This window comes from Pseudomonas sp. 2957, from assembly GCF_031456345.1.
GTDB lineage: Bacteria > Pseudomonadota > Gammaproteobacteria > Pseudomonadales > Pseudomonadaceae > Aquipseudomonas > Aquipseudomonas siliginis.
The window spans coordinates 416,798-436,671 of record NZ_JAVDUL010000004.1 but is presented as its reverse complement, the minus strand read 5'-3'; the positions used below and the strand labels follow the sequence as shown (position 1 = coordinate 436,671).

At 60.9% G+C, this 19,874-nt stretch carries 19 protein-coding genes; 9 read left to right on the top strand and 10 right to left on the bottom strand.

The window, feature by feature from the left end; all coding sequences use genetic code 11:
• Positions 1 to 33: 33 nt before the first annotated feature.
• Together ppk1 and hemB are read right to left on the bottom strand one after the other, a co-directional pair.
• Positions 34 to 2,259 carry a polyphosphate kinase 1 gene (ppk1, locus tag J2Y39_RS16630; protein WP_310218808.1) on the bottom strand — a complete coding sequence of 742 codons (2,226 nt, stop codon included), beginning with the start codon at positions 2,257 to 2,259 and terminating at the stop codon, positions 34 to 36.
• 18 nt (positions 2,260 to 2,277) lie between these two features.
• Positions 2,278 to 3,291 (bottom strand): porphobilinogen synthase, encoded by a 1,014-nt coding sequence (gene hemB / locus J2Y39_RS16625; RefSeq protein ID WP_041476908.1) that lies wholly within the window; start codon positions 3,289 to 3,291, stop codon positions 2,278 to 2,280.
• Between the two features lie 207 nt (positions 3,292 to 3,498).
• Between hemB and J2Y39_RS16620 the strand changes: the two genes are divergently transcribed.
• The gene (locus tag J2Y39_RS16620) at positions 3,499 to 4,158 is read left to right on the top strand and encodes a DedA family protein (RefSeq protein WP_095181269.1); all 660 of its coding nucleotides are present in this window, start codon (positions 3,499 to 3,501) and stop codon (positions 4,156 to 4,158) included.
• A gap of 167 nt (positions 4,159 to 4,325) precedes the next feature.
• Complete coding sequence (elbB, locus tag J2Y39_RS16615) at positions 4,326 to 4,994, top strand: isoprenoid biosynthesis glyoxalase ElbB (RefSeq protein ID WP_016772616.1); 669 nt, start codon at positions 4,326 to 4,328, stop codon at positions 4,992 to 4,994.
• A 104-nt stretch (positions 4,995 to 5,098) separates the two neighbouring features.
• On the opposite strand, the gene J2Y39_RS16610 is transcribed toward elbB, so the two are convergent.
• Together J2Y39_RS16610 and J2Y39_RS16605 are read right to left on the bottom strand one after the other, a co-directional pair.
• Positions 5,099 to 5,554, bottom strand: a complete 456-nt coding sequence (locus J2Y39_RS16610) for a YaiI/YqxD family protein (RefSeq protein WP_041476910.1) — start codon at positions 5,552 to 5,554, stop codon at positions 5,099 to 5,101.
• 102 nt (positions 5,555 to 5,656) lie between these two features.
• Positions 5,657 to 7,555, bottom strand: a complete 1,899-nt coding sequence (locus J2Y39_RS16605; protein WP_310218801.1) for an FTR1 family protein — start codon at positions 7,553 to 7,555, stop codon at positions 5,657 to 5,659.
• Positions 7,556 to 7,797: 242 nt separating this feature from the next.
• On the opposite strand from J2Y39_RS16605, the gene J2Y39_RS16600 reads away from it, so the two are divergent.
• From J2Y39_RS16600 to J2Y39_RS16580, 5 genes are all read left to right on the top strand, one after another.
• The gene (locus J2Y39_RS16600) at positions 7,798 to 9,204 is read left to right on the top strand and encodes a hypothetical protein (protein WP_310218800.1); all 1,407 of its coding nucleotides are present in this window, start codon (positions 7,798 to 7,800) and stop codon (positions 9,202 to 9,204) included.
• 206 nt (positions 9,205 to 9,410) lie between these two features.
• On the top strand, positions 9,411 to 10,805 hold the full coding sequence (locus J2Y39_RS16595) for a COG3014 family protein (RefSeq protein WP_056791673.1): 1,395 nt from the start codon (positions 9,411 to 9,413) through the stop codon (positions 10,803 to 10,805).
• A 16-nt stretch (positions 10,806 to 10,821) separates the two neighbouring features.
• Positions 10,822 to 11,193, top strand: coding sequence for a YcfL family protein (locus tag J2Y39_RS16590; RefSeq protein ID WP_016772611.1), 372 nt, complete (start codon positions 10,822 to 10,824; stop codon positions 11,191 to 11,193).
• 36 nt (positions 11,194 to 11,229) lie between these two features.
• Positions 11,230 to 11,817 carry a penicillin-binding protein activator LpoB gene (gene lpoB, locus J2Y39_RS16585; protein ID WP_016772610.1) on the top strand — a complete coding sequence of 196 codons (588 nt, stop codon included), beginning with the start codon at positions 11,230 to 11,232 and terminating at the stop codon, positions 11,815 to 11,817.
• 3 nt (positions 11,818 to 11,820) lie between these two features.
• On the top strand, positions 11,821 to 12,567 hold the full coding sequence (locus tag J2Y39_RS16580; RefSeq protein WP_016772609.1) for a hypothetical protein: 747 nt from the start codon (positions 11,821 to 11,823) through the stop codon (positions 12,565 to 12,567).
• A gap of 217 nt (positions 12,568 to 12,784) precedes the next feature.
• On the opposite strand, the gene J2Y39_RS16575 is transcribed toward J2Y39_RS16580, so the two are convergent.
• The 3 genes from J2Y39_RS16575 to J2Y39_RS16565 all read right to left on the bottom strand — a co-directional run bounded on the left by J2Y39_RS16575 (position 12,785) and on the right by J2Y39_RS16565 (position 16,063).
• A complete protein-coding gene (locus tag J2Y39_RS16575) occupies positions 12,785 to 13,417 on the bottom strand; it encodes a LysE family transporter (RefSeq protein ID WP_076564511.1) in 633 nt (210 codons plus the stop codon).
• Between the two features lie 154 nt (positions 13,418 to 13,571).
• The gene (locus J2Y39_RS16570; protein ID WP_056791670.1) at positions 13,572 to 14,153 is read right to left on the bottom strand and encodes a mechanosensitive ion channel family protein; all 582 of its coding nucleotides are present in this window, start codon (positions 14,151 to 14,153) and stop codon (positions 13,572 to 13,574) included.
• Positions 14,153 to 16,063 (bottom strand): ATP-binding cassette domain-containing protein, encoded by a 1,911-nt coding sequence (locus J2Y39_RS16565; protein WP_016772606.1) that lies wholly within the window; start codon positions 16,061 to 16,063, stop codon positions 14,153 to 14,155. The genes J2Y39_RS16570 and J2Y39_RS16565 overlap by 1 nt, the downstream gene beginning before the upstream one ends.
• Positions 16,064 to 16,113: 50 nt before the next feature.
• Between J2Y39_RS16565 and J2Y39_RS16560 the strand changes: the two genes are divergently transcribed.
• A complete protein-coding gene (locus J2Y39_RS16560) occupies positions 16,114 to 16,575 on the top strand; it encodes a TIGR02444 family protein (protein ID WP_095181264.1) in 462 nt (153 codons plus the stop codon).
• On the opposite strand, the gene J2Y39_RS16555 is transcribed toward J2Y39_RS16560, so the two are convergent.
• Positions 16,572 to 17,750, bottom strand: a complete 1,179-nt coding sequence (locus J2Y39_RS16555) for an AlgP family protein (protein WP_310218794.1) — start codon at positions 17,748 to 17,750, stop codon at positions 16,572 to 16,574. The genes J2Y39_RS16560 and J2Y39_RS16555 overlap by 4 nt on opposite strands.
• A 192-nt stretch (positions 17,751 to 17,942) precedes the next feature.
• Here J2Y39_RS16555 and J2Y39_RS16550 point away from each other — a divergent pair, with 192 nt between their 5' ends.
• Positions 17,943 to 18,608: an FKBP-type peptidyl-prolyl cis-trans isomerase gene (locus J2Y39_RS16550; protein WP_310218792.1), complete on the top strand. Its 666-nt coding sequence runs from the start codon at positions 17,943 to 17,945 to the stop codon at positions 18,606 to 18,608.
• 57 nt (positions 18,609 to 18,665) lie between these two features.
• Here the strand turns inward: J2Y39_RS16550 and rsd are convergent, their stop codons facing one another.
• Entirely contained in the window at positions 18,666 to 19,124 is a 459-nt protein-coding gene (gene rsd, locus J2Y39_RS16545) for a sigma D regulator (protein WP_150637088.1), read from the bottom strand.
• A 181-nt stretch (positions 19,125 to 19,305) separates the two neighbouring features.
• On the bottom strand, positions 19,306 to 19,857 hold the full coding sequence (locus J2Y39_RS16540) for a disulfide bond formation protein B (RefSeq protein WP_150637090.1): 552 nt from the start codon (positions 19,855 to 19,857) through the stop codon (positions 19,306 to 19,308).
• Positions 19,858 to 19,874: the final 17 nt, after the last annotated feature.

Sequence of the window (19,874 nt, the reverse complement as noted above, 5' to 3'; positions counted from 1 at the left end):
GGGTTAGGGTGAGGGGCTTTTGACTTTCAGCTCTCAGCTGCTCACCGGCAATATCGGGCTGCCCAGCCGCTCCAGCAACGCCGCCTGGGCACTGCGCGGGTTCTGGTTGCCGGTGGGTGTGTTGCGGATGTAGCGGCCGTCCGACTGCAAACTCCAGCTGTGGGTGTTGTCGGTCAGGTACAGCTCCAGCTCCTTCTTGACCCGAGTCAGCAGTTTCTTGCCTTCCACCGGGAAGCAGGTCTCGACGCGCTTGTCGAGGTTGCGCTCCATCCAGTCGGCGCTGGAGAGGAACATCTGCTCGTCGCCGCCGTTGAGGAAGTAGAACACCCGCGTGTGCTCAAGGAAGCGGCCAATGATCGAGCGCACATGAATGTTGTGCGAGACCCCGGCGATGCCCGGACGCAGGCAGCACATGCCGCGCACCACCAGATCGATGCGCACGCCGGACTGGCTGGCCTTGTACAGCGCGCGGATGATCTTCGGATCGGTCAGCGAGTTGAACTTGGCGATGATGTGCGCCGGTTTGCCTTCGAGGGCAAACTGGGTTTCGCGGGCAATCATGTCGAGCATGCCCTTCTTCAGGGTGAACGGCGCATGCAGCAGCTTTTTCATGCGCAGCGTCTTGCCCATGCCGATCAACTGGCTGAACAGTTTGCCGACGTCCTCGCACAAGGCGTCGTCGGAGGTGAGCAGGCTGTAGTCGGTGTAGAGCTTGGCGTTGCCGGCGTGATAGTTGCCGGTGCCGAGGTGCGCATAACGGACGATTTCGCCAGCCTCACGGCGCAGGATCAGCATCATCTTGGCGTGGGTCTTGAAGCCGACCACGCCGTAGATCACCACTGCGCCCGCCGCTTGCAGACGGCTGGCCAGTTGCAGGTTGGATTCTTCGTCGAAGCGCGCGCGCAGCTCGATCACGGCGGTGACCTCCTTGCCGTTACGCGCGGCGTCGACCAGCGCATCGACGATCTCCGAGTTGGCGCCGGAGCGGTACAGCGTTTGCCGTACGGCCAATACATGCGGGTCTTTCGCGGCCTGACGCAGCAGGTCGACCACCGGCGTGAACGACTCGAACGGGTGCAGCAAGAGGATGTCCTGCTTGCTGACCACACTGAAGATGTTTTCGCTGTTCTGCAGCAGTTTCGGGATCTGCGGGGTGAACGGCGTGTATTGCAGCTCTGGATGGCTGTCCAGACCGGTGATGCTGAACAGGCGAGTCAGGTTGACCGGGCCGTTGACCTGATACAGCTCGGTCTCGCTCAGGTTGAACTGCTTGAGCAGATAGTCCGAGAGGTGTTTCGGGCAGGTGTCGGCAACTTCCAGACGCACCGCGTCACCGTAGCGCCGCGAGAACAACTCGCCACGCAGGGCGCGGGCGAGGTCTTCGACGTCTTCGGAGTCGAGCGCCAGGTCGGCGTTTCGGGTCAGACGGAACTGGTAGCAGCCTTTGACCTTCATGCCCTGGAACAGGTCATCGGCGTGGGCGTGGATCATCGACGACAGGAACACATAGTTGTCGCCGGCACCGCCGACTTCTTCCGGGACCTTGATGATCCGGGGCAGCAGACGCGGGGCCGGAATGATCGCCAGACCGGAGTCGCGACCGAAGGCGTCGATACCTTCGAGCTCGACGATGAAGTTCAGGCTCTTGTTCACCAGCAGCGGAAACGGGTGCGTCGGGTCGAGGCCGATCGGGGTGATGATCGGCGCGATCTCGTCGCGGAAATAGCGGCGTACCCAAGTCTTGAGCTTGGTTGTCCAGTTGCGCCGACGGATGAAGCGCACCTGATGCTTTTCCAGCTCGGGCAGCAGAATATCGTTAAGGATCGCGTACTGGCGGTCGACGTGACCGTGGACCAGCTCGCTGATCCGCGCCAGCGCCTGATGCGGCTGCAAGCCGTCAGCACCGGCCTGTTCACGGGCGAAGGTGATCTGTTTTTTCAGCCCGGCGACGCGGATCTCGAAGAATTCGTCGAGGTTGCTGGAGAAGATCAGCAGGAACTTCAGCCGCTCCAGCAACGGGTAGGACTCGTCCAGCGCCTGTTCCAGCACGCGGATGTTGAACTGCAATTGCGAAAGCTCGCGGTGGATGTACAGGCTGCTGTCATCCAGGCCGGGGATGGCGATCGCCGGCACCGCCGCAGCGGTTTCGGCAACCGGCGCGGGTGGCGCAGGCTCCAGTTCCGGCGGGGTCTCGGTGATTTGCTCGACCACCGGCTGAGCTTCTTTTACGGCAACTTCAGTGAGTCCTTCGGTATTCATGGAATGTTCCTGGGAGGGCTATTTCTGCTCTCGTAACAATTGAGCGGCACGAACGGCAAAGTAAGTCAGGATGCCATCTGCACCGGCACGTTTAAAGGCGGTCAGTGACTCGAGGATCACCGCTTCGCTCAACCAGCCATTCTGGATAGCGGCCATGTGCATGGCGTATTCGCCACTGACCTGATAGACGAAGGTCGGCACCTTGAAGGCATCTTTGACGCGAAAAAGAATGTCCAGGTAGGGCATGCCCGGCTTGACCATGACCATGTCCGCGCCTTCGGACAAGTCGGCACCGACTTCGTGCAGCGCTTCGTCGCTGTTGGCCGGGTCCATCTGATAAGAGGCCTTGTTGGCCTTGCCGAGGTTCGACGCCGAACCCACGGCATCGCGGAAAGGGCCGTAGTAGGCGCTGGCGTATTTGGCCGAGTAGGCCATGATGCGCACGTTGACGTGACCGGCAATTTCCAGCGCCTCACGAATCGCCTGGATGCGGCCGTCCATCATGTCCGATGGCGCCACCACCTGCGCGCCGGCTTCAGCATGGGACAGCGCCTGACGCACCAGCGCATCGACGGTGATGTCGTTCTGCACGTAGCCGTCTTCGTCGAGAATGCCGTCCTGACCGTGGGTGGTGAACGGGTCCAGCGCCACGTCAGTGATCACGCCCAGCTCCGGGAACCGCTCACGCAGGGCGCGAGTGGCGCGCTGGGCGATGCCTTCGGGATTCCACGCTTCGGCAGCATCGAGGGATTTCAGTTCAGGCGGCGTGACCGGGAACAGCGCCAGCGCCGGAATGCCCAGCTCGACCCATTTCGCCGCTTCTTCAAGCAGCAGATCAATGGTCAGTCGCTCGACGCCCGGCATCGAGGCCACGGCTTCGCGGCGGTTTTCACCGTCGAGCACGAACACCGGCAGGATCAGGTCATCGACCGTCAATACGTTTTCACGCACCAGCCGCCGCGAAAAATCATCACGACGATTGCGACGCAGACGAGTGGCTGGGAACAGACGATTGGCGGGGGTAAAGCTCACGGCAGACTCCTGAGCCCGGGCAAACGGGCGAGCGTGACAGTTATAGACGGCCATTATGACTAACAGATGACAGTTATGTGTGCTCTGTGACAGGTAGCCGCAATCCATTGTCGATGTAGGAAATGTTCACGTCGAGACACATTTGGACACTTTCATGAATGTGCCCGAAGGGTTAGGCTGCGCGTTCATTTCGCCAGCACCCAGACAATGCTCCAACAATTTCTGCACGACTTTGGCTACTTTGCCTTGTTCCTCGGCACGTTCTTCGAAGGCGAAACCATTCTGGTGCTCGCAGGCTTCCTTGCGTTCCGTGGATACATGGACATCAACCTGGTGGTGGTTGTGGCGTTCTTCGGCAGCTATGCCGGCGATCAGCTGTGGTACTTCCTGGGGCGCAAGCACGGGCGCAAATTGCTTGCGCGCAAGCCGCGCTGGCAGATGATGGGCGACCGCGCGCTGGAGCACATCCGCAAACATCCGGACATCTGGGTCCTGAGCTTCCGCTTCGTTTATGGCCTGCGCACCGTGATGCCGGTGGCGATCGGCCTGTCCGGTTATCCACCGGGACGTTACCTGCTGCTCAACGGTATCGGCGCGGCGATCTGGGCCACCGCACTGGCTGCGGCGGCTTACCACTTCGGCGCAGTGCTGGAAGGCATGCTCGGCAGCATCAAGAAGTACGAGCTATGGGTGCTCGGCGCCTTGCTGATCCTCGGGCTGGGCCTGTGGCTGCGGCGCCGCTTCAAGAATGCGCAACTGGCAAAGAAAATCTATCAGGACGAGCAGCTCGCCAAGGCCGCCGAGGCAGAGCAGTTGCGCCAGGCCGAAGCGCCCCCTCCTGCCGGGCCGAAAACGCCAGCCGAATAAGCCATTCGCTGGCGGCTGCCACGCGCATTCCAGGCAAATAATGAACACCCCGCCGCCGTTGCGATCCATTGAGAGAGCGCTCTGTTCCCGCGCGCGCCAGCCATGCCCCTATGGCCACGCGCGACGATTTAAGGGACATTGAGCGCCATGAATCTGGAGAGAAGCCCATGAGCAAAAAAGTTGCAGTGATCCTGTCCGGCAGTGGCGTGTACGACGGCGCCGAAATCCAGGAAAGTGTCATCACCCTGCTGCGCCTCGACCAGCGCGGCGCACAGGTGCAGTGCTTCGCGCCAAACATCGCGCAATTGCATGTGATCAACCACCTGACCGGCGAAGAAATGCCGGAATCGCGCAACGTACTGGTGGAATCGGCGCGGATTGCCCGGGGCAACGTCAAGGATATCCGCGACGCCGATGTCGAGGATTTCGACGCACTGATCGTGCCCGGCGGTTTCGGCGCGGCAAAGAACCTGTCGAACTTCGCCATCGAAGGCGCCGGCTGCACCGTACAACCTGAAGTGCTAGCCCTGGCCGAAGCATTTGCCGAAGCGGGCAAACCGGTCGGGCTGATCTGCATCTCACCGGCGCTGGCGGCGAAAATCTATGGCCCGGGGGTGACTTGCACCATCGGCAACGACGCCGACACCGCTGCGGCCATGAACAAAATGGGCGCCACCCACGAAGAGTGCGCCGTGACGGAAATCGTCGAAGACAAGGCGCGCAAACTGGTCACCACCCCGGCGTACATGCTGGCGCAGACCATCAGTGAAGCGGCTTCGGGGATCAACAAACTGGTCGACCGCGTGCTCGAACTGACTCACGAAAACGACGCTTGAAATCAAAAGATCGCAGCCTTCGGCAGCTCCTACAGGTTTCGTGTCGCGCCGTGATATTGCGGCATACACCGCCCCTGTAGGAGTTGCCGCAGGCTGCGATCTTTTCAGGGCTTGCGGGTGAGCCGGGTGAGAATCCGATCCAGCGCATTGGCAAACGCCTGCTTCTCGCGCTCGCCAAACGGCGCCGGGCCGCCGCTCATCTGGCCCTGCTCCCTGAGATCGGTGAACAGATTCCGCACCGCCAGCCGCTCGCCCATGTTCTGCGCATCGAACTCCTTGCCGCGCGGATCCAGTGCCGCCACGCCCTTCTTGACCAGCCGATCGGCCAGCGGAATATCGCTGCAGATCACCAGCTCGCCCGGCACGGCGTGCTCGACCAGATAATCATCCGCCGCATCCGGCCCGCTCGGCACCACGATCAGTTTGACGATGGCCAGCCCCGGCTTGGTCTGCGGCTGCCCGGCTACCAGCACCACTTCGAACTGGCGCTTGAGGGCGAATTTCACTACAAGATCCTTCGCCGCCCGTGGACAGGCGTCGGCATCGATCCATACACGCATGTTCTTGCCTCCAAAAAATTCGCGAGCAGGCTCGCTCCCACAGGATACATACCGAACCTGTGGGAGCGAGCCTGCTCGCGAATATGAGCGCAGCGAATGCCTTTATGCAGCCGAAACCCGACGCTTCTCCGCCACCCAACTACGCCCATACAGCACAGCAATCGCCACAATCGCCACCACCTGCGCGGTCAGCGAATAGGCATCGGCATGGATCCCCAGCCAGTCGAATTCAAAGAACGCGACCGGCCGTGTGCCGAAGATCCCGGCTTCCTGCAAGGCCTTGACGCCATGCCCGGCAAATACCACCGACAACGCGCACAACAGCGCGGCGTTAATGCTGAAGAACAAGGTCAGCGGCAGTTTCGCCGAGCCGCGCAGAATCACCCACGCCAGGCCGACCAGCAGCACCAGCGCCGTGGCACCGCCAGCCAGCACGGCGTTGTGCCCGGCAGGACCGGCCTGCAGCCACAGGGTTTCGTAGAACAGGATCACTTCAAACAACTCGCGATAGACCGAGAAGAACGCCAGGATCGCAAAGCCGAAACGTCCACCGCCGCCGACCAGACTGCTTTTGATGTAATCCTGCCAGGCCGCCGCATGACGGCGGTCATGCATCCACACGCCGAGCCACAACACCATGACGCTGGCAAACAGCGCGGTGGCGCCTTCCAGCAACTCACGCTGCGAACCGCTGACGTCGATGACGTACGCCGCCAGTGCCCAAGTGCCCAGCCCCGCCAGCAACGCCAAACCCCAGCCAACGTTGACACTGCGTACTGCCGATTGCTGACCGGTATTACGCAGGAAGGCAAGAATCGCCGCCAGCACCAGAATCGCTTCCAGGCCTTCGCGCAGCAGAATCAGCAGGCCGGAGATGTAGCTCAGCGACCAGCTCAGGCCGTCGCTGCCCAGCAGGCCGGCGGATTCCTTGAGCTTGGCCTTGGCCGCATCCAGACGCTGCTCGGCCTGCTCGACCGGCAGACCATCCTGCAATGACTGCCGATACGCCATCAGCGATTTTTCGGTGTCCTTGCGCACGTTGGCATCGACGTTGTCCAGCGAGCTTTCGACCAGTTCGAAGCCTTCCAGATACGCCGCCACCGACAGGTCATAGGCCTGATCATGTTCCCCGGCGCGGTAGGCCGCGAGGCTCTTGTCCAGCGTGGCGGCAGTGTAATCAAGCAACTGCGCCGGCCCGCGCTTGACCTGCGGCGGTTGTGCGCGCTGGGCACGGAACGTCGCCGCGACCTCTGCGCCCTCGGCAGCCTGCACCTCGGCCGGGGTCTGCCGGGCCAGGTCAGCGATGTTGTAGACCTTGTCGGACTTGGCGGCCGCCGCATCGGCACTGAAGCCGGCGATGTAGGTGGCCAGATCCCAGCGCTGGCGATCATCGAGCTGATCGGCAAACGCCGGCATGTCGGTGCCTTCGACGCCCTGGCCGAGGGTGCTGTAGATCGCGTACAGACTCAGGTGATCCATCCGCGCAGCGTCGCGCAGGTTGGCTGGCTCAGGGGTCAGACCGACACCGGCCGGGCCGTCGCCAGCACCAGTGTCGCCGTGGCACACCGAGCAATTTTGCGCATACAGCGGCGCACCGCGTGTCGGGTCCGGAGTGATGATCGGTGCCTGGCTGACTTCATAAGCCACCGCCAGTTTCGCCCCCAGCTGTCGGGCCTGACGGGCGACATCAGCACCGTCCTGCTTCGCAGTGATGGCGGCGTGCAAAGATTCGACGCCCTGTTCCAGCGCGGCTTTTTCCGGTTTGGCTGGCAATGCAGTGATCAAGCCTTGCAGAACCTGGGTGAATTCCAGCTGCTCGCGGTATTCGCCATCGTCGATGACTTTGCCTGCCGCGACCGTCGGCGGGTAATCGGCACTGATGTAATCGAGCAGGTGCAACGCTTGCGGCGCGCCTTCCACGGTATCGGCCAGCAGCGGCAGGCTGCTCAGGGACAATAACGGGAACAGCAGCCAGGCCAGCAATCGGGACGAGGCAGTCATGAACGAATCTCAAATGGAAATGCGAAGTTACATATTGTTCACTTCGAAGACATTTCTCTCAAGCTTTGTCGGCGTTTCGCTTTGATTGGCAGGAAATACCCGGCAGACGGCAGCAGCGTTTGTCGCCGAGTATTGCCGCACTGCCCGCTGCCGATTGACGCTCGATCAAGATCGCAGCCATTTGCCACCATCCACTTTATACTGCCCGCCCCAGAGCATTTGCGCGCAAGGAATCAACCTCAATGCGGAGTCTTCCGTTCGTTTTGCTGCTTTGCGTCGCTGTTCAGTTGAGCGGTTGTGCCGCCTATCGCAACTACGATCTTGAAATGCAGCAGACCACCGAGCAAATGACCCGGGGCAATCTGACCGGGGCTCTGGCACTGGTGGAAATGAACAACCCGTGGGAAGACAAGGATCTGCTGTATTACCTGGAAAAAGGCGCGATCCTCAGCGCTGGCAGTGCCCTGCCCGACAGCCAGGACGCCTGGCGCAATGCCGACCGCATGATCTTCCAGCGCGAGGAAGCCAACCCGTCCGGCGCGATGAAATTACTGGCCCGTTTCGGTGATGAAATGGGCACGATGCTGGTCAACGACAAGCTGCGGCGCTATGAAGGCTACGATTACGAAAAGGTCATGTTGACTACGCAAATGGCCTTGAACCAGCTATCCGTCAATGACTTTGCCGGCGCCCGCGCAGACATCAGGAAAACCCACGAACGCGAAGCATTGATCGCCCGCCAGCGTGAAAAGCAATACGAAGCGGCCGAGGAACAGGCAAAAGCTCAAGGCAAAGTTCTCCATTACAAGGAACTGGAAGGCTACCCGGTCGCCTTGCTTGATGCGCCGCAGGTCGTTGAGCTGAAAAACGGCTATCAGAGTGCGTTCAGCCACTATCTGGCCGGATTCACCTATGAAGCCCTCGGCGAACGCGCCCTCGCGGCGGCCGGTTATCGTCAGGCGATCGAACTGCGGCCGGATATGCCCTTGCTGCAAAAGGCCCTGCGCAATCTCGACAAACCGCCAGCGAAAGCCGATGAAAGCGATGTGTTGCTGATTATCCAGAGTGGCCTGGCCCCGGCTCGCAGCTCAGTGCAAGTGCCGATCCCGGTTCGTCTGAACGAAACGCTGGTCATCATCGCGCCCATTTCATTCCCGGTGATGGTGCCGGACGCGGTCACGCCCAACTTCAGCCATATCACCGTAGACGGTCGCAAACAGCCGTTGGTAGTGATCAACAGCGTGACCGATATGTCCATGCGCACACTGCGCGACGACATGCCGCAAATCATCTCGCGGGCGATGTTCCGCGCCAACATGGCCGCCATCGGCCAAGCGCAGGAAAACGAGCGCAACCCGGCGAAAGCCTCGTTGATCGTCACTCAGCATGATCCGTTCGAAGAAGCCGACACCCGCACCTGGCGAGCGTTGCCGGACAAGACGCTGGTCGCCCGCCTGCGCTTGAAGAAAGGCCTGCATACCTTCCGTTTTGCGCCTGCGTCCATCGACCACCCTTTTGAAATGCGCGTCGACCAGGACCGCCAGATTCTGCACCTGCGGGTATTCCGGGATCAGGTCTATACCGTCGGATCAGCCTTTGTACCGAATCAAAAACCCGCGTCGGATAAACCCGCTTCTGCGGAGAAGTGATGGCACAACATCTAGAAATGCACCCAAAAAGCTATTACATAGCCATCACCCCACGTTTATAATGCCGCGCCCTCGCCCAGCGAGCCGGCATCAAAAGCTCCTCACCCATGAGGAATTGGCAGGAGGCCAGCGCCACCGTCGATAGGTCACACCAGCCCGACCAGCACACGCGGCTGCAAGTTTTGTTACTCAGGGAAGAAGTACCCATGGCATTCCGCGCTCCCATGCTGCTCGCGCTCAGCGCCGTCACGCTGTTGTCCGGCTGCGCAGCGTTTCGCAACTACGATTCCGAACTGGCCCAGACCAATCAGCAACTGGCATCCGGCAACGTCGACGCGGCGCTGACCCTGCTGGAAAAGAACAACACCGGTACCGACAAAGACCTGCTCTATTACTTCGAGAAAGGCGAACTGCTGCGCGCCAAGGGCGACCTGTCGGGCAGCCAGAACGCCTGGGGCAGCGCCGATCAGGTGGTCGGCCAGTGGGAAGACGCGGTCAAGCTCGACTCGGCCAAGTACCTGGCGCAGTTCGGCAGCTTCATCGTCAACGACAAGGTGCGTCGCTACGAAGGCTATGACTACGAGAAAGTCATGCTGACCACGCAGATGGCCTTGAACCTGTTGGCGGTCAACGATTTCGATGGCGCCCGCACTGCGATCAAAAAGACCCACGAACGCGAAGCGGTGATCGCTGACCTGCGCGACAAGGAATACCTCAAGAGCGAAGAACAGGCCGAGAAAGAAGGCATCAAGACCCAGTACAAGGATCTGCAGGGTTATCCGGTGGCCAGCCTCGACGCGCCGGAAGTGGTCGGCCTGAAAAACAGCTACCAGAGTGCGTTCAGCCATTACCTGGCCGGTTTCGTTTACGAAGCCCTGGGCGAGAAGGATCTGGCCGCGCCGGGTTATCGCAAGGCTGCCGAACTGCGCCCGAACACGCCGCTGCTCGAGCAGGCGCTGGTCAACCTCGACAAGCCTTCCAAATCCGATGACAGCGACATTCTCATCGTCGTGCAGAGCGGTCTGGCCCCGGCCCGTGACTCGATTCGCGTACCGCTGCCGCTGCCGATTTCCAACAACGTGGTGATCACCCCGTTGTCGTTCCCGATCATCAAACCGGACACCTCCACCGCGCCTTTTGCGCAGATCGGCGTCGACGGCAAGCAGGTCGACCTGACCGCACTGAACAGCACCACCGCCATGTCCCGCCGCGCCCTGCGCGATGACATGCCGGGGATCATCGTGCGCACCACCGTGCGCGCGATCACCAAAGGCGTGGCGCAGAAGCAGATCAACGAAACCAATCCGCTGGCCGGTCTCGCTGTGGGTATTTCTTCAGCAGTGCTCGAAGGTGCCGATACCCGTACATGGCGCACCCTGCCGGACAACACCCAAGTGGTGCGTCTGCGCCTGAAAAAAGGTGAGCATCAGGTTACCCTGCCGAGCGCCGTCGGCGGCTCGGTGGTCAAGGTCACTGTCGACCAGCGCTACCAAGTGATCAGCCTGCGTGCCGTGGGCAACCAGGTATTCGCTGGCGGCATCGCTGCTCACGTAATGCCGAGCGCTGCCGCGACCAACGTCGCCAGCCTCAAACAACCTTAAGAACGGAGTCTTTGCAATGCGCTTGAAGATCATCGCCGTCGCCGCCCTCGCCTTGCTGGCAGGCTGCGCCACCCCGCCACCACCTGAGCCGGGCAGCGCCGCGAGCAAAGTCGTGGCCATGGGCCCGCAGAAACACATCGTCGTCGGCGCCATGCGCGTGGCTCGTGAAAACGGCTTCATGACCGTCAACGTGCAGTTGAGCAACACCCTCAACAGCAACAAGATTTTCTACTACCGCTTCGCCTGGCTCGGCGCCGAAGGTTTCCCGGTTGCCGAAGAAGAAGTGTGGAAAAGCCAGATGATGTACGGCGCCCAGACCAGCTTCATTCAGGCCATCGCCCCGACCCCGAAAGCCGTGGATTTCCGTCTGGAAATCAAGACGCCGTAAACCCGCCACCCTATTTCTGATTGAGAGAGCTTTCTCATGTTTGCACGCTTTTCCTGCATCGCCGTCATCGCCCTGCTCGCCTCCGGTTGCGCCAACACCTCGCCGACCCTGGGCAGCAAGAACATCAGCTACGGCGACACCAAGGCTGTTGAAACCGTGACCAACGAATTCGGTTCGACCGACCTGCAAATGATCGCCGAGTCGATGACCCGCTCGCTGGCGCAGTCCGGCATTCTGCAGGGCCGTCCGGTGGTTCAGGTCTACGATGTGAAGAACAAGACCAGCGAGTACATCGACACCCGCGAAATCACCACCAGCATCAAGACCCAGCTGATGAAGACCGGTGTCGCGCGCTTCGCCAGCGACAACAATGCAATGCAGAGCCAGGTCGACCAGCTCAAGCTGCAAAACCAGAGCGGCCTGTACAAGAAAAGCACCGTGGCCAAGACCGGCAACATGGTTGCCGCCAAGTACCGCATCGAAGGCTCGATCAGCTCGATCGTCAAGCGCAGCAGCGACTACAAGGACGTCTTCTACAAATTCAGCCTGCAGTTGATCGACGTCGAAAGCGGTCTGGCCGAGTGGATGGACGAAAAAGAGATCCGCAAAACCACGGAGCGTTAATCGATGCGCACATGGATTGGCATGATGGCCCTGGCTTGCGCGTTCAGCGCGCAGGCGGCCCCGAAAGTGGCGGTGACGGATCTGGCGTATCAGGAGCGCGTGGAGCAATACATCCACATCGTTTCGGCGCAGAGCAATCATCGTGAGAGTTACTACAGCGCCAGCGGTTCTTCGAGCTACAACGAGATCGAAGCGACCACCAGCTATATCGAACAGGGCGAGTTGCGCAAATTCACCGGCGACATCAAGGGTGAAATCCTGCGTACCGGCATGTTCCAGCTGGTGCAGGGCACGCCGTATACCGCCTCATCCAAAGGCGACGTGTATGACGTGATCAAGCGCATCAAGGCCGGCAACTTCAAAGGCGCCGACTACGTGCTGTTCGGCACCGTGTCCGACATCGATTTCACCCAGGACATCAACGAGCTGGCGCACACCGACAGCTACTCGGCAGTGCTGGGCCTGACGCTGGTGGCGGATTTCAGCCTGATCAACACCAAGACCTACGAGATCACCTCGGCCTTCACGGCGATGGGCGAAGCGCAGGACACCAAACTGGTGAACCATCGCGACATCAAGATCTCGCTGAACCGTCCGCGGGTGGTGCGTGAGGTGTCGAAGGCCTTGGGCGAAGACGTGGCCGGGCAACTGAGCATGCAACTCGGTGGCGGTGACGGTTATGAGCAGCCGCGTGAAGCGCCGCAGCGCAATAATCTGCCGCGTGATACGGCGCCGGTGATTTTACGCTGAGCCGATCTGAGGACTTTTGTGGCGAAGGGCTCTGTGGCGAGGGGATTTATCCCCGTTGGGTCGCGAAGCGGCCCTCGCTATTGATTCAAGACGATTGGGACTGCTGCGCAGTCCAACGGGGATAAATCCCCTCGCCACAAAAGCTCGCTTGCCCCGATGTCTCGGTAGAAATGAAAAAGGCGACCTCTTGAGGTCGCCTTTTTTCTCCCCGGACGGTTTACGCCGCCGCTTTGCGCAACGTCGCCATGAACGCCGCCGCGCCAATGAACAATCCGGCAAAGGTGCGGTTCATGCGCTTCTGCTGCTTGGGCGTGCGCAACAGGCGCAGCACCTTCGACGCCAGTCCGGTGTAGCCGGCCATGACAATCAGATCGACGAACACCATGGTCACGCCGATCACCACATACTGAATCAGCAGCGGTGCATGGGGATTGATGAACTGCGGCAACACCGCGAGCATGAACACCAACGCCTTGGGGTTGCTGATGTTCACCAGAAAGCCACGGAACACCAGGGCCAGCGGCTTGCCGATCGGTCGCACCGCGGCGTCATCACTCATGTCCATGGGCAGCGCCCGCCATTGCTTGATCGCCAGGTAGACCAGATAGGCGACACCGAACCATTTGATCGCATGGAATGCTGTGGCCGAAGCGGTGAGCACAGCGCCAACACCCGCGCCGACAATCGCGATCTGCATCGCCAGACCGATCTGCAGGCCAAGCGCGTTCCAATAACCGCGCCAGAACCCGTATTGCAGACCACTGGACATCGACGCGATGGCGCCCGCGCCCGGGGACAGGCTGATCACCCAGCAGGCGGCAAAAAATGCCAGCCATGTTTGAAGCTCCATCGCACACCTCGGCTGATGCTTGTGACAAGTCGTCAAAACTAATGCTGTTTGGGGCTAAAAGCAAAAGATCGCAGCCTTCGGCAGCTCCTACAGGGATCGTATTCCAAATGTAGGAGCTGCCGAAGGCTGCGATCTTTTGATCTTGCTGGAAAAGCTACTTCTCAAAGCCACTCGACGGAAACACATCTGTCCCGCGCCAACGCCGCACCGAACGCTGGAAGAACAGGCTGTTCGGCACCTGCACCATGGCGCTGCCGGTGCCCAACTCTTCGGCCTCGACCAGCGTGGTGTAGAGCAGATTGATCGCGATCACCCGGCCTTTGACGCCAGGCTTGTCGGTGGTATCCACCAGCTCGACTACGTCGCCGAGGCGGAACGGCCCGACGGTGAAGATGAGAATCGCGCAGAGCAGGTTCGACAGCACGCTCCACATGGCGAAGAACGCCACCGCCGCCACCGCGACAAATCCCGACAGCGCCGTCCACAGCACCGTGGCCGAAACGCCGAGGCGCTCAAGCACGAAAAGCAGCGCGCTGCCCATGATCAGCCAGCGCAACACGCCGCGTAGCGGCATCAGCAACTGCGGCGGAAACGGATAGCGCTCACCCAGGCGAGTGAGGCCTTTGGCGACGAAACGCTGGGTCAGGTAACCGGCCAGCAGAATCAGCAGAATCTGCGCGGTGAACCACAACGGTTCGACCCACACCGCCGAGAAAGGCAGCTTGAAGGCTTCCATCAGGACAACGCCTCCAGCTCCGCCTGCATGCTTTCCAGGGTTTCCAGCGCTTCCATCCAGGCTTCTTCCAGCTCGGCTTCACGCACCTTCAACTTGGCCTGTTCGGCGAGCAGATCACGCAATTCATTCTTGCGCGCCGGCTCGTAGATATCGCTGTCACCGAGGCTGGCATCGACCTTGGCCAGTTTCTCGTGGAGCTTGCCCAGCTCGGCTTCAAGCTTGTCGGCCTCGCGCTTGTGCGGCGCCAGTTGCTGACGCAACGCTGCCGCCGCCTGGCGCTGAGCCTTCTTGTCGGTCTTGTCCGGGTTGACCGGCGTGTTGCTGACCGGCGCATTGCGCTGACGGTATTCCACCAGCCAGCGCGCGTAGTCTTCGAGATCGCCATCGAACTCTTCGACCTTGCCGTCGGCGACCAGATAGAAGTTGTCGGTGGTGCTCTTGAGCAAGTGCCGATCGTGAGAGACCACCAGCACCGCACCGCTGAATTCCTGCAGGGCCATGGTCAGCGCCAGACGCATTTCCAGATCGAGGTGGTTGGTCGGTTCGTCGAGCAGCAGCAGGTTCGGCCGCTCCCAGGCGATCAGCGCGAGGGCCAGACGGGCCTTCTCGCCACCGGAGAAATTCAGCACCGGCTCATCAATGCGCGCGCCCCGGAAGTCGAAGCCGCCGAGGAAATCGCGCAAGGTCTGCTCGCGCTCACCCGGCGCGAGGCGCTGCAAATGCAGCAACGGGCTGGCCTTGGAGTCCAGCGAGTCGAGCTGATGCTGGGCGAAGTAGCCGACCACGGTGTTTTCGCCACGGGTCAGGCGCCCGGCCAGCGGTTCGAGCTCGCCGGCGAGGTTCTTGATCAGCGTCGATTTACCCGCACCGTTCGGCCCAAGCAGACCGATCCGCGCACCCGGGGTCAGTTGCAGCTTGACCTTCTCGAGGATGGTCTTGTCGCCATAACCCAGGCGTGCATCGGACAGGTCGATCAGCGGACTGGAGATCTTGGTCGACTCGCGGAAGACGAAGTCGAACGGCGAATCGACGTGGGCCGCCGACAATTCTTCCATGCGCTCCAGCGCCTTGATCCGGCTCTGCGCCTGACGGGCCTTGGTCGCTTGCGCCTTGAAGCGGGCTATGTAGCTTTCCATGTGCGCACGCTGCGCCTGCTGCTTCTCGTAGGCCTGTTGTTGCTGGGCCAGACGCTCGGCGCGGGCGCGCTCAAACGCGGTGTAGCCGCCCCGGTAGAGGGTCAGTTTGCGCTGATCGACATGGGCGACGTGATCGACCACTTCGTCGAGGAAATCCCGGTCGTGGGAAATCAGCAGCAAGGTGCCCGGATAACTCTTCAGCCACTCTTCGAGCCAGATGATCGCGTCGAGATCCAAGTGGTTGGTCGGTTCATCGAGCAGCAGCAGATCCGACGGGCACATCAGTGCCTGCGCCAGATTCAGACGCATCCGCCAGCCACCGGAGAAATCTCCTACCTGACGATCCATCTGCTCATTGGTGAACCCAAGACCGGCGAGCAGCTTGCGCGCCCGCGCATCGGCGGTGTAACCGTCGGCGCTGTCGAGTTCAGCGTGCAGGCGCGCCAGTGCGGTGCCGTCATGGGCCTCCTCGGCGGCGGCAAGCTCGCGTTGCACCTCGCGCAGACGCAGGTCGCCATCGAGCACATAATCGACCGCCAGGCGCTCGAGGGTGTCGACCTCCTGACGCATGTGCGCGATGCGCCAGTCGGCCGGCAGCAGGCAGTCGCCCGAATCCGGGTGCAACTCGCCGCGCAGCAGGGCGAACAGGCTGGATTTGCCGGCACCGTTGGCGCCGATGAGGCCGGCTTTGTGGCCGGCGTGCAGGGTCAGCTCGGCGTCTTCTAGCAGACGTTGCGGGCCACGCTGTAAAGTCAGGTTCTGAAGTCGGATCATAATGGCGGCGGAGTCTACCAGCTTCGCTCACAACTGGCGCGAGTAGCACGATGTCCTCTGACCTGTGGAGCTTTGCCCTTGATGTCTACGCCCGCCCGGGTGTGGAAGATGCCTGCCTGCAATTGCAAACGGCGGGCGCCAATGTCTGCCTGCTGCTGTGCGGTTTGTGGCTGGAGCAGCGCGCGGTGGCCTGCGATCAGCCGCGCGTACGCTTGCTCAAGGCCTTGACCGCGCCATGGGATATCGAAGTGGTGCAGCCGCTGCGAACCCTGCGCCTGCAATGGAAAGCGCGGGCCGTCGACGATGCGGTGGTGGCCGGCATGCGCGAGCAGATCAAATCACTGGAGCTTGAAGCTGAGCGCACCTTGCTTTCACGCCTTGAAGGTGTGGCGCAGGAGTGGACGCGCAACGATGCAGGTTCGGTGACCTGGCTTGAAGACCTGGCCGGCAATGCCGCCAGCCTGAACCGCGACGCGCTGCAAGTGCTGCGCGTCGCGGCAACCGGCACTTAGGAAGCGCTGGTCGGGGTGCTGCTGACGTTCGACGAAGCGGCTGGTGCTGGCGCAGTCGAAGGGGTCGAGTGGGCGGCGGACGACGGTGCCGACGCAGCTGGAGCAGCCGGGGTAGCGGCAGTGGCAGGCTTGGCCGCTGGAGCGGTGGCCGGTTTGGTCGCGGCTGGCTTGGCAGCTGCAGGCTTTTTCACCGCTGGTTTTGCGGCTGGCTTGGCGGCCGGTTTTGCAGCAGCGGTCGCAGGCTTGGCAGCAGGCTTGGCGGCCGGTTTCACAGCGGTTTTTGCCGCAGGTTTTGCTGCCGATGTTGCGGCTGGTTTGGCAGCCGGTTTTACCGCCACTTTCGCAGCAGGTTTGGCGGCGGCCGGCTTGGCCGCAGTCCTGGCAGCAGGCTTCGCAGCGGCAGTCTTGGCAGCAGGTTTTGCTGCTGGTTTCGCTGCTGCTTTGGCAGCAGGTTTGGCGGCTGCGGTTTTCGCCGGTGCAGCTTTGCTCGCGGCCGGTTTTGCAGCGGCTTTGGCAGGGGTGGCTTTCACTGCTGGCCTGGCTGCAGCAGGTTTGGCTGCGGTGGTTTTAGCCGCCGGTTTTGCCGCGCTCGCCGCCGGCTTCTTCGCTGCAGTTTTCGCCGCTGGTTTGGCAGCCGCTTTCACTGGCGCCTTGGCCGCAGGTTTGGTGGCGGTTTTCGCAACAGCAGGTTTCGCCGCAGCGGTCTTCGCCGGGGCTTTGCTTGCAGCAGGTTTAGCAGCGACTTTCTTCACTGGTGCTGCTGCCGGTTTGGCCGAACGCGACGACAGAACTTTGCCCACTGCTTCCTGAACGCGGCCAACACCCTGGGCCAGTTTCAGGCTTTCCTGGGCATCGCGCTTGAGCTGCAGAATGTAGCTGCGGGTTTCGGACTGACGATCTTTCAAAGCGTCCAGCAAGTCTTCGAGCTCTTTCACGGAAGACTTGGCTTTGTTCTGAGCCTTGGCTTTGCCGGCAGTGGCGGCGTCCTGCAACTTGGTGCGCGATTTGTGCAGTTTTTCCTGCGCCTTGCCACGCTGTTTTTCCAGCTTGGCGAGCAGTTTTTCAGCATCAGCCAAGGCTTGCGAGCAAGCGTTTTCCAAATGCTCGAGCAGGCTGCCCGACAATTGTTGGAGTAAGTGCAACGGAGTATTTACAGGCTTCTTGGTGGCCGACATGGTTTACCTCCTGGCTGACGTGAGTGCGGCTCATACTAGACCTCTGCTGATACCGCCGCTAGGGCATGTTGACAGTATCTGCACCGTTGCGTTGCACCGCAGCCGAAATGTTCTGCGCCGAGGAAAAAGCAGTTCACCGATGCAGACGTTTGCACTGGCATAATCCCCCGCATCTCAGGTCGGAGAGTGCCCATGTCGCGCTACTTTATTTTGTCCCTCTGCGTGTTTTTTTCGACGGCGTATGCCGATGAAAAAAACACGGCGAACGATGCTCATGATCTGGCTTACAGCCTCGGTGCCAGCCTCGGCGAACGACTGCGCCAGGAGGTGCCGCAGTTGCAGATCCAGGCGCTGATCGAAGGTCTGCAACAGGCGTATCAGGGCAAGCCACTGGCGTTGAGTGAAGCGCGCATTGAACAGATTCTGGCCGACCATGAATCGCAAAATGCCGAGCAGGCTTCACGGCAGTCGAGCGATGCTGCGATGGAAAACGAGCAACGCTTTCTCAGCACAGAAAAAGCCAAACCGGGGGTGAAGGAACTGGCCGATGGCATCCTCCTGACTGAACTGGTTCCAGGCAACGGTGCCAAGGCCGGCCCTGACGGCAAAGTGCAAGTGCTGTATGTCGGCAAGCTGCCGGACGGCACTGTGTTCGATCAGAACACCCAGCCGCAATGGTTCAACCTCGACAGCGTGATTGCCGGTTGGCGCACCGCCTTGCAGAACATGCCGGTGGGGGCGAAATGGCGGCTGGTGATTCCATCGGATCAAGCCTATGGCGCCGACGGTGCCGGCGACCTGATTGCGCCATTCACACCACTGGTCTTTGAAGTGGAGTTGCGTGGTGCGACGAGCTGATCAGGCATAAAAAAACGGTGCGCTTGCGGGCGCACCGTTTTTCATGAAGGACGTGGATCAGGCCTGAACCGAATATTCTTCCTTGTGTGCCGTGTGCAGCACTTCGATCAGGCAATCCTCAAGTTCAAAGCGCTCATGCAGCAAGCCGCCCAATTCCTTGAATTTCTCCGCAACGCATTTGCCTTCATCGCACAGATCATTGAAGGCCAGCAGCTTCTCGGTAATGACGTCGATGCGCGGGTAGATGGTCTCGGCGAGTTCCAGACCGCGCTTGTCGTTGAACGCCTTGGCTTCGCCAGTCAGCTGTTCATAGATTTCGAAGTGCCCCGCCGATACGTAATCGACCAGCACTCCGCAGAACTCCTGCAAAGGCTTGCGGCTCTCGGACAGCGAATCAGGCTTAGCACCGAGCTTGTCGTAGGCGCCAATCAGCTCTTCACGCTCCTGCAACCAGCGGTCGATCAGCAGATGAACTCCACCCCAACGTTCCTGAGCATTCTGACAACTTTCGAGCATGGCGATCTCTCTTCCCTTGTGGGTCATGCTGCTCTACACCCGCGCCCCTGTTCTGATTTGACTGGTGGACGATCGGGCAGAGCGTCATCGAGCAACATAAATCCAATGACACGTGCCGGCCAGATTATGCCCGCACGCCTATGGCTTCAAGGTACGCAGGAGATAAAGTTCATACAAGTGTTTAATCCCTGACCAGCAGGTGGTGCGACGCTTCGTCGCTGACCGGTCGTTGCAGAGCGCTCCAGATCAGACGCAACAACTGATAAACCGCAAGGATCGACACACCGACAAAAAACAGCAGGCTCCATTCGGGGATGCTCAGATCGAACAGCGTCCAGGAGATGTCCGCACAATCGGCGCCGCCGTTGAACATCCGTTGCAGGGCGCAGATCCACGGCAGGTCGCTGAACATTGACTCCACGGTTGGCGAGCATTTGACCAGTTGCAGCATCGAATCACTCTGGATCAACACCTGCCGCCACGCGGCGGTGGTTCCACCCAGACTGGCGCCGAGCGCAAACAGCCAGTACCACCATAAGCCAACGCGCCGGGGGCCATGCACCGCCGCCACGCCGCAGCCGATGCACAGCAATGTGAGGAACAACCGCTGCACCAGGCACAGACTGCAAGGCGTCAGTCCGACCGCGTATTCGAGGTAATAGGAAGCTCCCAGAGCAAAGGCCCCCGCAATGAAAGCCATGAAGAACAAGGAGCGTGAGCAGGCCAACGACATGGCTTTTCCGTAACAGT